The 11,250-nt window shown below is 69.0% G+C and carries 10 protein-coding genes and 1 tRNA gene; 4 read left to right on the plus strand and 7 right to left on the minus strand.

The features are described from left to right. Window positions 1-54 precede the first annotated feature (54 nt). The 4 genes from ACIBW9_RS01225 to ACIBW9_RS01240 all read right to left on the minus strand — a co-directional run bounded on the left by ACIBW9_RS01225 (window position 55) and on the right by ACIBW9_RS01240 (window position 2,889). Window positions 55-127, minus strand: a tRNA-His gene (locus ACIBW9_RS01225). A 104-nt stretch (window positions 128-231) separates the two neighbouring features. Continuing rightward, window positions 232-834, minus strand: coding sequence for an oligoribonuclease (gene orn, locus ACIBW9_RS01230; RefSeq protein ID WP_398949992.1), 603 nt, complete (start codon window positions 832-834; stop codon window positions 232-234). 109 nt (window positions 835-943) lie between these two features. Then, complete coding sequence (locus ACIBW9_RS01235; protein WP_398949994.1) at window positions 944-2,179, minus strand: helix-turn-helix domain-containing protein; 1,236 nt, start codon at window positions 2,177-2,179, stop codon at window positions 944-946. A gap of 377 nt (window positions 2,180-2,556) precedes the next feature. Continuing rightward, entirely contained in the window at window positions 2,557-2,889 is a 333-nt protein-coding gene (locus ACIBW9_RS01240; RefSeq protein ID WP_398949996.1) for a hypothetical protein, read from the minus strand. A gap of 334 nt (window positions 2,890-3,223) precedes the next feature. On the opposite strand from ACIBW9_RS01240, the gene ACIBW9_RS01245 reads away from it, so the two are divergent. Together ACIBW9_RS01245 and ACIBW9_RS01250 are read left to right on the plus strand one after the other, a co-directional pair. Continuing rightward, window positions 3,224-3,751 (plus strand): universal stress protein, encoded by a 528-nt coding sequence (locus ACIBW9_RS01245; RefSeq protein WP_115908015.1) that lies wholly within the window; start codon window positions 3,224-3,226, stop codon window positions 3,749-3,751. A gap of 150 nt (window positions 3,752-3,901) precedes the next feature. Continuing rightward, on the plus strand, window positions 3,902-4,468 hold the full coding sequence (locus ACIBW9_RS01250) for a GPR1/FUN34/YaaH family transporter (RefSeq protein ID WP_398949998.1): 567 nt from the start codon (window positions 3,902-3,904) through the stop codon (window positions 4,466-4,468). Window positions 4,469-4,815: 347 nt separating this feature from the next. Here the strand turns inward: ACIBW9_RS01250 and glmS are convergent, their stop codons facing one another. Together glmS and ACIBW9_RS01260 are read right to left on the minus strand one after the other, a co-directional pair. Beyond that, a complete protein-coding gene (glmS, locus tag ACIBW9_RS01255) occupies window positions 4,816-6,633 on the minus strand; it encodes a glutamine--fructose-6-phosphate transaminase (isomerizing) (RefSeq protein WP_398950000.1) in 1,818 nt (605 codons plus the stop codon). Between the two features lie 12 nt (window positions 6,634-6,645). Beyond that, window positions 6,646-6,903, minus strand: coding sequence for a hypothetical protein (locus ACIBW9_RS01260; RefSeq protein ID WP_115908018.1), 258 nt, complete (start codon window positions 6,901-6,903; stop codon window positions 6,646-6,648). Between the two features lie 177 nt (window positions 6,904-7,080). Here ACIBW9_RS01260 and ACIBW9_RS01265 point away from each other — a divergent pair, with 177 nt between their 5' ends. Further along, window positions 7,081-8,646, plus strand: coding sequence for a purple acid phosphatase family protein (locus ACIBW9_RS01265; RefSeq protein ID WP_398952044.1), 1,566 nt, complete (start codon window positions 7,081-7,083; stop codon window positions 8,644-8,646). A gap of 51 nt (window positions 8,647-8,697) precedes the next feature. Here the strand turns inward: ACIBW9_RS01265 and ACIBW9_RS01270 are convergent, their stop codons facing one another. Next, the gene (locus tag ACIBW9_RS01270; protein ID WP_398950003.1) at window positions 8,698-9,561 is read right to left on the minus strand and encodes a DUF4429 domain-containing protein; all 864 of its coding nucleotides are present in this window, start codon (window positions 9,559-9,561) and stop codon (window positions 8,698-8,700) included. A 132-nt stretch (window positions 9,562-9,693) separates the two neighbouring features. On the opposite strand from ACIBW9_RS01270, the gene ACIBW9_RS01275 reads away from it, so the two are divergent. Next, on the plus strand, window positions 9,694-11,205 hold the full coding sequence (locus tag ACIBW9_RS01275) for a beta-N-acetylhexosaminidase (protein ID WP_398950005.1): 1,512 nt from the start codon (window positions 9,694-9,696) through the stop codon (window positions 11,203-11,205). The last annotated feature ends 45 nt before the right edge of the window (window positions 11,206-11,250 follow it).

Raw genomic sequence — 11,250 nt, forward strand, 5'->3', positions numbered from 1 at the left:
CCGCAAACGAATCAGCCAGTGACCCCTTCTCAGGGTCACCGGCTGATTACTCAGGGTGAGTGACGGGACTCGAACCCGCGACATCCTGGACCACAACCAGGTGCTCTACCAGCTGAGCTACACCCACCACGACCGGCGGTTCACTTCGTGGTTTTCCGACCGGCCGAGAAAAAGTGTACAGGGTCCGAAGGGGTGCTCGCGCACGCCTTTCGCGGCGCCCCCTCGGGGGCGTTACTCCCCAGGCAGGACGTGCTTCGCGGCGATCGACCTGGCGGTCTCGGAGTCGGGGCCGGGCTGCGGCACGAAGATCGCCTCGCGGTAGTAGCGCAGTTCCGCGATGGATTCGCGGATGTCGGCGAGTGCGCGGTGGTTGCCGTTCTTCTCGGGGCTGTTGAAGTAGGCCCGCGGGTACCAGCGCCGGGCGAGCTCCTTGACGCTCGACACGTCGACGATCCGGTAGTGGAGATAGTCCTCGAGGGTCGGCATGTCGCGGAGCAGGAAGCCGCGGTCGGTGCCGACCGAGTTGCCGCACAGCGGGGCCTTGCCGGGTTCCTTGACGTGCTCGCGGACGTAGGCGAGGACCTGTTCCTCCGCGTCGGCCACCGTCGTGCCGCCGGCGAGTTCGTCCAGCAGCCCGGACGCGGTGTGCATCTGACGCACCACCTCCGGCATCGTCTCCAGTGCCTTGGACGGCGGACGGATGACGATGTCGACACCCTCACCGAGGATGTTCAGCTCGGAGTCGGTGACAAGGGCGGCCACCTCGATGAGAGCGTCGTCGGACAGCGAGAGGCCGGTCATCTCGCAGTCGATCCACACCATGCGATCGTTCATGCGACCACCCTAAGGCTGGTGCCCGCAAAATCGGCCCCTCGGGTGTTCGAGGAGCAGGCGTACGGGAGGAGGGAGCGGGTGGCCTCGGTCACCCGCCCCCTCCTCGACGTCATGTACCGCTGCGCTGCCCCGGCAGGCTCGCCCGGCTCGTCACATAGGCCTCGCGGCCGTTCTCCGCCGCGGCCGCGGCGGAAAGCGACGCACCCGATCCGACGGCACTCGCCGCAGCGCGCCTGCTCTGCAGCGGAACCGGCCCCTCCGGATGCAGCAGGGGAGTGGGCCCAGGCGCCCCGGACGCCCCCTCCATGTCGGCCGGCTTGTCGCCCTGCGGACGGCGAGCGCGGTACGCGGCACGGTAGGCCGCCGGGGACGAGCCCAGCTGACGGCGGAAGTGGCCGCGCAGGGCCACCGGCGAACGGAAGCCGCAGCGGCCCGCGACCTCGTCCACCGAGTAGTCCGACGTCTCGAGCAGCCGCTGCGCCTGCAGCACCCGCTGGGTGATCAGCCACTGCAGCGGGGCGCTGCCGGTGAGCGAGCGGAACCGGCGGTCGAAGGTGCGCCGGCTCATGTACGCACGCGCGGCGAGGGTCTCCACGTCGAACTGCTCGTGGAGGTGCTCCAGCGCCCAGGCGACGACCTCCGCGAGCGGGTCGGCGCCGATCTCCTCCGGTAAAGACCGATCGAGGTAGCGCTCCTGACCGCCCGACCGGCGCGGCGGCACGACCAGACGCCGGGCCAGTGCGCCCGCCGCCTCGTTGCCGTGGTCCGTCCGCACGATGTGGAGACAGAGGTCGATTCCGGCCGCCGTACCGGCGGAGGTCAGCACGTCGCCGTCGTCGACGAAGAGCTCTCTCGGGTCGACGTGCACCGACGGGTAGCGCTTGGCCAGCGTCGGTGCGTACATCCAGTGTGTGGTCGCGGGGCGGCCGTCCAGCAGGCCCGCCGCCGCCAGCACGAAGGCGCCGGTGCACAGCCCGACTATGCGGGCGCCCTCCTCGTGCGCCCGGCGCAGTGCGTCGAGCGCCTCCTCCGGCGGCGGAGACGTGATCGAGCGCCAGGCCGGTACGACGACCGTGCCGGCGCGCGATATCGCCTCCAGGCCATGTGGCGCGGTGAGTTCCAGGCCCCCTGTGGTCCGCAGTGGGCCTTCCTCGCCGCCGCACACCAGCAGTCGGTAGCGCGGCACGCCGGCGTCCTGGCGGTCGATCCCGAACACCGACAGCGGTATGGAACTCTCGAAGATGGGGCCGCCGCTGAACAGCAGCACCGCGACGATCTCCTTGCGGCGTCGCCCGGAAAGCTTCCGGGCCGCGGCTTCCGGCGCGGCAGTGGAGTCGTGGCTCATACTGCTAAGCCCCCCTCGGTGGTCGCGGCTCCTCGGTTGTGTCGCTCCTGCACGTTTCCCCTCGGTCCTGCACGAGTCCCCCGCCGTAAGACGTCAAGATCGAATCTACTGTGTCGCAAGGTGCCGGTGTGACCAGTTCGCCAACCGGCACATTGTCGACATGGCAACTTGGCGTGAAGCATTCGATCACGAAGCGTTGCACTCGCGGGCCGTGCAGGGAAGTGCGCCTTGTCGCAGTGGCCAATCCACGTAGGGTACGCGGGGCCCCCGCGCCCCTTTCTCTGCAGGTGGAACGGGGGTTGGGGGGTGGTCGGGGCAAGGGATGCCCCAGGTCCGGAAGTTGGCTGAAAAGCATCGGACGCGTGCGCGGAAACCGGTCAGCCGACCGGTGTACTTCCCCCAGTGTGACGCCTGCCTCTGTGAGCACCCGTGCCGCTTCTGTGATGGCGGCCCCGACGGGACGTGTGGTCCTCGCTCCGCGGGCGGGCCGCCACCCGTTCGGACTGGCGCAGCAGCAGCCGGCACACCGCGGTGACGGCGGCGAGACCGAACGCCGTGCCCGCGGCGCCGGCGAGCGAGGTGCCGTACCAGAGAAGGACCACGGGGACGAGGACACAGCTGAACGCCGCCCAGCGGACGACATCGGTCACGGTGTCCTGGGGCGGGGCGGTCGCGCGGGGAGTCTCGGGGGTGGGGTGCGGTCCGGACATGCGTGCTCCCTGGGGGCCTGGGTCTCGGTGTTCAACGCGTGTTCGACCGGGCGGTCACTGTGCGCGGCCGCCACCGGCCCCCGGACAAGTGAACCCTGTGCAAACCGCCTGTACAGCGCAGCAACCATTGCGTTACGGGCGCACCCTCGTGCATGCTCCCTGGAACCCCCACGCAGGGTGGGCGGGATCTGGGCTAAGGAGGCGTGCCGCCGTACCCTTGGGGGTATGGGGTTGGGAAGATGATTCCCGGACACAGCTCCGCCGCACATGCTGCATCCGTCAGCGAGCTCCGCTCGCGGGCTCTCCCATAAAGGATCAAAACGCCGAGACAGCCATGGCCGGTCACGAATTCTTCGAACCCGCGGACCGCAAGCGGCCCGTCGCCGACCCCACGGCGGCCGAGCCCCAGGCGGCGGAAGAGCCACGCCATTCCTGCGATCCAGCCTTCAAGCACGGCGTGGTCGTCGGCTTCGACGGTTCCACGTCCAGTGAGCGGGCCCTCGCCTACGCGATCGGCATGGCCCATCGTTCGGGATCGGGCCTGATCATCGTGCACGTCGCCAACCGGCTGCCCACCACGGTGTGGGCCGGCTGCGAGCCACCGGTCTTCGTCGACGTGCCGGACCACCGCACCGAGGTGCTGGGGCTCGAGCTGGCCTGTGCGGACTATCTGGCCGAGGTGCCCTGGATCCTGGTCGAGCGCGGCGGCGACATCTGCCACGAACTCGAAGAGGTGGGGCGGGAGTATGAGGCGGACGCGATCGTCGTCGGCTCCACACAGGGCATCGTGGGGCGGATTTTCGGCTCCGTCGCGGGGCGGCTCGCCAAGCGGGCGAAGCGGCCCGTCGTTGTCATTCCGTAACTCCTCGTTCTCCCAGGTGAGATGCGATCTGGGAACGGTCTCCCGGCTTTGTGCAGCGCGCAAATCTACTCGCGCGTAGAGGTGTTTGTGCCTTTGTGAAGGGCATATATCGGTCACCGCACAACTGCACATGCATGAAGGGAGCCCGCCGTGGACAACGACGTCTCCGCGGGAAGCGGAACCACTACCGTGGTCGGCCGACTCGCCCTGGGTGTCACCCTGTTGGCGTTCGGACTCGGACACACCGACGTGATCAATGGCGTGTCGGCCGCTGACGCCGTCTCACTGGCCCACTACGTAGGCGGCGTTGCGCTCTTCGTCGCCGGACTTCTCGCCTTCCGTGACGGTGACTCCGTCAACGGGACGGCGTACTCGGCGCTCGGCGCGCTGTGGTTCACCTGGGCCGTGACGGCCGGCAACGCGATGTCCGCCAACGCGGCGGGGCTGTTCCTGGCCCTGTTCGCCCTCGTGGCCCTGACGTTGACCCTCGCGGGTGGGGACCAACTCACGCAGGGCACCTACGGGTTGTTCTTCGTCTCGCTGGTGCTTCTCGCCATCGCGCAGTTCGCGACCAGCGGGTCGCTGGCGAAGGTGGGCGGTTGGTTCGCCGTGGCCGCCGGGGCGGTTGCCTGGTATGCGGCCACCGCGGCGCTGGCTCACTGGCCGACGGTGCTTCCTCGGCGTGCTGCGGGTCGGGGTGTGACGGCCACCGGCTAGCTGCGCAGGCTGGGGGTTGGGCGGCCCCCGGCGAATGGGCGGACCCCCCGTGCGTTGGTGGCAGCACGTGGGGGTCCGTTCTGTTGTGTGGCCTCTGCGGGTGGGTGGGGGCTTGTCGCGCAGTTCCCCGCGCCCCTGAAAGACTGCAGTTCCCGGCGGTCCCAAAAGCTGCGCCGTTCCCCGCGCCCCTTAAAAGGTGCGCTGTTCCCTGCGCCCCTTAAAAGGTGCGCTGTTCCCTGCGCCCCTTAAAAGGTGCGCTGTTCCCCGCGCCAAGGTGCGCTGTTCCCCGCGCCCCCAGAAGACGCGCCGTTGCCCGTGCCCGTAAAAAGGTCAGAAGCCAAAAGGCGCTACTCGACCGTTACCGACTTTGCCAGGTTCCTGGGCTTGTCGATGTCGCGGCCCAGGGACAAGGCCGTGTGGTAGGCGAGGAGTTGGAGGGGGATGCCCATCAGGATGGGGTCGAGTTCGTCCTCGTTCTTCGGGACGACGATCGTCTCGTCGGCCTTCTCCTCGTGCTGGTGGGCCACCGCGAGGATGCGGCCGCTGCGGGCCTTGATCTCCTCCATGGCGGCGCGGTTCTTCTCCAGGAGGTCGTCGTCGGGGACGATCGCGACCGTGGGGAGGGCCGGCTCGATGAGGGCCAGGGGGCCGTGCTTGAGCTCGGAGGCCGGGTAGGCCTCGGCGTGGATGTACGAGACCTCCTTGAGCTTGAGGGAGGCCTCGCGGGCCACCGGGTAGCCCCGGACGCGCCCGATGAAGAGCATCGAGCGGGCGTCGGCGTACTGCTCGGCCAGCTTCTTGATCTCCTCCTCCTGCGCCAGGATCTCGGTGATCTGGGCGGGGAGCTTGCGCAGGCCCTCGATGATCCGCTTGCCGTCGCGGACCGAGAGGTCGCGGGTGCGGCCCAGGTGCAGGGCGAGCAGCGCGAAGGCGACCGTGGTGTTGGTGAAGCACTTGGTCGAGACGACGCAGACCTCGGGGCCCGCGTGGACGTAGATGCCTGCGTCCGCCTCGCGGGCGATCGCCGAGCCGACCACGTTCACGATGCCGAAGACCCGGGCGCCCTTGCGCTTCAGCTCCTGGACGGCCGCGAGGACGTCGTAGGTCTCGCCGGACTGGGAGACGGCGACGTAGAGGGTGTCGGGGTCCACGACCGCGTTGCGGTAGCGGAACTCGGAGGCCGGCTCGGCGTCCGCCGGGATGCGGGCCAGCTCCTCGATCATCTGGGCGCCGATCATGCCCGCGTGGTACGAGGTGCCGCAGCCGAGGATCTTCACCCGGCGGATCTGGCGGGCCTCGCGGGCGTCCAGGTTGAGGCCGCCGAGGTGGACGGTGGAGAAGCGGTCGTCGATGCGGCCGCGCAGCACGCGGTCCACGGCGTCGGCCTGCTCGTGGATCTCCTTGTGCATGTAGGTGTCGTGGCCGCCCATGTCGTACGAGGCGGCCTCCCACTCCACGGTGGTGGGCTCCGCCGTGGTGCGGGTGCCCTCCGTCGTGTAGGTGCGGAAGTCGTCGGCCTTGAGGGTGGCCATCTCACCGTCGCCGAGAGTCACTATCTGCCGCGTGTGGGCGACCAGGGCGGCGATGTCCGAGGCGACGAACATCTCCTTCTCGCCGATGCCGAGGACCACGGGGGAGCCGTTTCGGGCCACCACGATCCGGTCCGGGAAGTCGGCGTGCAGCACCGCGATGCCGTACGTGCCCTCGATGACCCGGAGGGTGTCGCGGACCTTCTCCTCCAGGCTCTCGGCCTGGGAGCGGGCGATGAGGTGGACGAGGACCTCGGTGTCCGTCTCGGAGAGGAACTCGACACCGTCCGCCTCCAGCTTGCGGCGCAGGTCGGAGGCGTTGTCGATGATGCCGTTGTGGACGACGGCGACCTTGCCCTCGGCGTCCAGGTGCGGGTGCGCGTTCACGTCGGAAGGGGCACCGTGGGTGGCCCAGCGGGTGTGGGCGATGCCGGTCGTGCCCTTGAAGCGGGCCGGGACCTTGGCCTCCAGGTCGCGGACCCGCCCCTTGGCCTTGACCAGCTTCAGGCCGGCCGTCTTGGGGGACGTGACGACGATGCCGGCCGAGTCGTAGCCGCGGTATTCGAGCCGCTGCAGGCCCTCGAGGAGGAGGGGGGCCACATCACGCTTCCCGATGTATCCGACGATTCCGCACATATATACGTAGTCCTAGCCGTAGACGATGCGGCGCAACTGCCTGAGCGTAAGCTCCGGCGGCGCGACCGCCCGGTATTTCAGGTCCGCCTCGATCCGTTCGAAGATCTCCGCGTTCACCAGGCCCTGGGCCTGCAGCTCGCGGTGGCGGCGACGGACGTATTCCTCGGTCGTCTCGTCGAAGTAGGCGAGCACGTCCTGGATCACCCGCAGCGCCTCGCCCCTGCTCAGGGGCGTGGACCGCGTCAGGTGATCGACAAGTTCCTCGTGCACCCGGTAGATCCTGAGGTACCGAAGGCCGTTTCGCAAGAATCCTGCCCGATATCGGGCAAGCCGCTGTCGTGGTGACTCTTGATGTTCTTGTGAACCTCTGTTCGCCGACTGTCCATTCTGAGTCTTGCGCCGTGTTGCTCAAGTCGACGAGTTTCAGACGCCATGGACATACCTCGTATGGGAGTACCGGAGCAGCTCGCCGAGCGCATGAGCATGGCCGAGCAGCACGAGTACCTGCGCGCGAGATTCTCGCGGCGCAACCTGATGAGAGGCGGCGCCGTGACGATCGGCGCCGTCACCGGTGGCGCATTCGTGACGGGTGCGGTGGCCCAGGCCGCCGTTCCCACGCAGCGGACCGCCCCCGCCACCGAGACGGTCGACGGTTCGCTCGTCGCCCCGTTCGGCCGCCACCTCGCCTACGGCAGCGACGCCGGCACCGAGATGACGGTCTCCTGGCAGGTGCCGGTCGCGGTGAAGAAGCCGTTCATCCGCATCGGCGCCCACCCCTGGGACCTCTCCCGCAAGATCGAGGCCGAGGTCCGCAGCCTCTACACCCCGGCGGGTGTCGGCGCCAGCGGCGACCACACGCAGTACTACATCCACGCCAAACTCACCCACCTGCGCCCGGGGAAGACGTACTACTACGGCGTCGGCCACCAGGGTTTCGACCCCGCCGAGCCGCACCTCGTCGGCACCCTGGGCACCTTCACCACCGCGCCCCGGCACAAGAAGCCGTTCACCTTCACGGCCTTCGGCGACCAGGGCGTCAGCTACCACGGCCTGGCCAACGACAGCCTGATCCTCGGCCAGAACCCGTCCTTCCATCTGCACGCCGGCGACATCGCCTACGCCGACCCGGCCGGCCAGGGCAAGTCCGCCGACACCGGGTTCGACTCGCGGGTGTGGGACCAGTTCCTCGCCCAGACCGAGTCGGTCGCCAAGTCCGTGCCGTGGATGGTGAGTTACGGCAACCACGACATGGAGGCCTGGTACTCGCCCAACGGCTACGGCGGCGAGGAGGCCCGCTTCACGCTCCCCGACAACGGGCCGGACAAGGCGAACCTGCCGGGCGTCTACTCCTTCGTCCACGGCAACACGGCGATCATCTCGCTCGACCCGAACGACGTGTCGTACGAGATCCCCGCCAACCTCGGCATCTCGGGCGGCACCCAGACCAAGTGGTTCGAGGCGCAGCTGAAGAAGTTCCGGGCGTCGAAGGACATCGACTTCATCGTCGTGTTCTTCCACCACTGCGCCTACTGCACCTCCACCGCGCACGCCTCGGAGGGGGGCGTGCGCCAGGAGTGGGTGCCGCTGTTCGAGAAGTACACGGTGGACCTGGTCATCAACGGCCACAACCACCAGTACGAGCGCACCGACGTGATCAAGGGCAACCAGGTCACCAAGAAGCTGCCGATCGGTGAGACCGCGTACCCCGAGACCGAGGGTGTCGTGTACGTGACGGCGGGCGCCGCGGGCCGCAGCCTGTACGCGTTCACCGCGCCGGACTCCTACGAGGGGCACGAGCACGAGGTCGACTCCGTCGCCTCGTTCATCAACACCAAGGACGGCAAGGTCAACGAGACCGTCGCCTGGTCCCGGGTGCGCTACCTCAACTACTCCTTCCTGCGCGTGGACGTCGAGCCCGCGCCGCGCGGCCACTACGCCAAGCTGAAGGTGTCGGGCATCGCCGAGACCGGCGACCGCATCGACCACTTCACGGTGGCGCGCAAGGCCAAGTAGGCGTACCCCCCGAAGGCAGGGCGTACGCGGTACAGGCGGTCCTCACCGGCGCTACAGGCGCTTGAGGACCGCCTGTTTGGCCATCGTGAACTCCTCGTCCGTGAGGACACCCGTGCGGTGCAGCTCACCCAGTTCCCGCAGCCGCCGCAGCAGTGCGTCGTGGTCGTCCCGGGGCTGCTCCTCCAGCTGTCTCGGCGGTACGTCCACGGGGGCAGCCGAGGGGTGCGGCAGCCGCGCCTGCACGGCCGCCGCGACCAGCGCCATCAGCGGGTCCTTCTTGAAGCCCCACAGTTCCACCGAGTTCGGGTCGTACTTGGGCGGTGCCTTGGTGTCCGCGCCCCGTACGGTGAACCGCAGATACCCGTTCTCCAGGCCGGCCGCGGGCTGCCACTCCACGGCGACGACGTCGGTGACGGCCAGGGTGCGGGCGCCGGCGGCGGCCTTGGCGTCCTCCGTCTTCCAGTTCCACTCCAGGCGGATCTGCTCGCCGTCGAAGCTCGCGGTGCCGTCGCCCGCGGAGACGGAGAGCGGCACGGCCGGGCCGGGCAGCAGGTATGCGTCCGTCGGGTCGGACGGGACCTCGTCCAGCAGCAGGGCGCCTCGGACCTCGTCCGTGAAGTACTCGGCGACGCCGTAGCGGTCGGACTCGACGAGCAGCTGGTACGGGTCGTTGGGCTCGGTGAGCCGTCCGCCGGAGGCGTGCAGCAGGGGGTCGGCGCCGTCGCGCAGCCGCAGCCTCAGCCGCCCCGACTTCTTGCCCTGCTCGAAGGAGATCCCCGCCAACGCGCCCAGCGGGACGACGAGTTCACCCAGGGTGCGGCGGAGCAGGCTGACGTTTCTGTCCCGCCCGGGCGTCAGTCGCAGGGCGTCGCAGTCGAAGACCCACGTGCCGTCCCTCTGGATGATTTCCGCCATGGGGGGATTGTTTCACCGGATCTGCGGGAGAGTGGTCTCTACCAATCGGAGGGAGCGCATGTGAGACTGCACCGCGTTCTGGCGTCGCTGTTGCTCGTGGCGGCGGCCGGCACCTTCACGGTAGGAGCGACCATGCCGACGAAAGTGAGCGCGACCCCGCTCGACCGGGTGGTCCCGGCACCCGCATCGGTCAAGCCCTGGGGCTCCCCGTACCGCATCACCGGCGCCACCGCCATCCGCGTCGACGACTCCCCGCGGGTGGGCCGGATCGGCCAGTACCTCGCGGACATCCTGCGCCCGTCGACCGGCTACCGGCTGCCCTTGGTCCACTCGGGTCGCGGCGGCATCCAACTCCGGTTCCAGAGACAGGCGAAGGGCGGGCTCGGGGCGGAGGGCTACCGCCTCGACAGCTCGGAAGCCGGCATCACCATCACCGCCACCGAGCCCGCCGGCCTCTTCCACGGCGTCCAGACCCTGCGCCAACTGCTGCCGCCCGCGGTGGAGAAGAAGTCCGTACAGCCCGGACCGTGGCTGGTCGCGGGCGGCACGATCAAGGACAGCCCGCGCTACGCCTACCGCGGCGCGATGCTCGACGTCTCCCGGCACTTCTTCACCGTGGCCCAAGTCAAGCGCTACATGGACGAGTTGGCGCTATACAAGATCAACAAGCTGCATCTGCACCTCAGCGACGACCAGGGCTGGCGCCTCGCCGTCGACTCCTGGCCGCGGCTCGCGACCTACGGCGGCTCGACGGAGGTGGGCGGCGGCCGGGGTGGCCACTACACCAAGGCCGACTACCAGGAGATCGTCCGGTACGCCGCCTCCCGCTATCTGGAGGTCGTCCCCGAGATCGACATGCCCGGCCACACCAACGCGGCCCTCGCCTCGTACGCCGACCTGAACTGCAACGGCACGGCACCCCCGCTCTACACCGGCACCGACGTCGGCTTCAGCTCGCTGTGCGTCGGCAAGGACGTCACGTACGACTTCGTGGACGACGTCATCCGTGAGCTGGCCGCGATCACGCCCGGCCGCTATCTCCACATCGGCGGCGACGAGGCGCACTCCACCAGCCACGAGGACTACGTGAAGTTCATGGACCGGGTGCAGCCGGTCGTCGCCGAGTACGGCAAGACGGTGATCGCCTGGCACCAGATCACCGGCGCGCACCCGGCCAAGGGGGCGATCGCCCAGTACTGGGGACTGGACGACACCGACGCGGCGGAGAAGGCGCAGGTCGTGAAGGCCGCGCAGAACGGGACCGGGCTGATCCTCTCGCCCGCCGACCGGATCTACCTCGACATGAAGTACACCGAGGACACCCCGCTCGGGCAGGACTGGGCCGGGCTGGTCGAGGTGAAGCGGTCGTACGACTGGGATCCCGGCAACTACCTTGCCGGAGCGCCCAGTTCGGCCGTCCGAGGCGTCGAGGCGCCGCTGTGGACGGAGACGATCGTGACGGACGCCGACCTCGACCAGATGGTGTTCCCGCGGTTGGCCGGGGCGGCCGAGCTCGGCTGGTCGCCTGCGTCGACGCATGACTGGGACGCCTACAAGGTGCGGGTTGCTGCGCAGGCTGCGCGGTGGGATGCGCTGGGGATTGGTTACTACCGTTCGCCGCAGGTCCCGTGGCCGGCGAAGTAGGCCGCACCTGCTGAACGGGCGCCTCGGAGGACGTACTCCGAGGCG

The organism is Streptomyces sp. NPDC049541 (assembly GCF_044465725.1).
Classification (GTDB): Bacteria; Actinomycetota; Actinomycetes; order Streptomycetales; family Streptomycetaceae; genus Streptomyces.

Coding starts and splice junctions, on each gene's coding strand:
- orn (WP_398949992.1), bottom strand. CDS start 834: ATGAACGATCGCATGGTGTGGATCGACTGCGAGATGACCGGCCTCTCG.
- ACIBW9_RS01235 (WP_398949994.1), bottom strand. CDS start 2,179: ATGAGCCACGACTCCACTGCCGCGCCGGAAGCCGCGGCCCGGAAGCTT.
- ACIBW9_RS01240 (WP_398949996.1), bottom strand. CDS start 2,889: ATGTCCGGACCGCACCCCACCCCCGAGACTCCCCGCGCGACCGCCCCG.
- ACIBW9_RS01245 (WP_115908015.1), top strand. CDS start 3,224: ATGGCCGGTCACGAATTCTTCGAACCCGCGGACCGCAAGCGGCCCGTC.
- glmS (WP_398950000.1), bottom strand. CDS start 6,633: ATGTGCGGAATCGTCGGATACATCGGGAAGCGTGATGTGGCCCCCCTC.
- ACIBW9_RS01265 (WP_398952044.1), top strand. CDS start 7,081: ATGGGAGTACCGGAGCAGCTCGCCGAGCGCATGAGCATGGCCGAGCAG.
- ACIBW9_RS01270 (WP_398950003.1), bottom strand. CDS start 9,561: ATGGCGGAAATCATCCAGAGGGACGGCACGTGGGTCTTCGACTGCGAC.
- ACIBW9_RS01275 (WP_398950005.1), top strand. CDS start 9,694: ATGCCGACGAAAGTGAGCGCGACCCCGCTCGACCGGGTGGTCCCGGCA.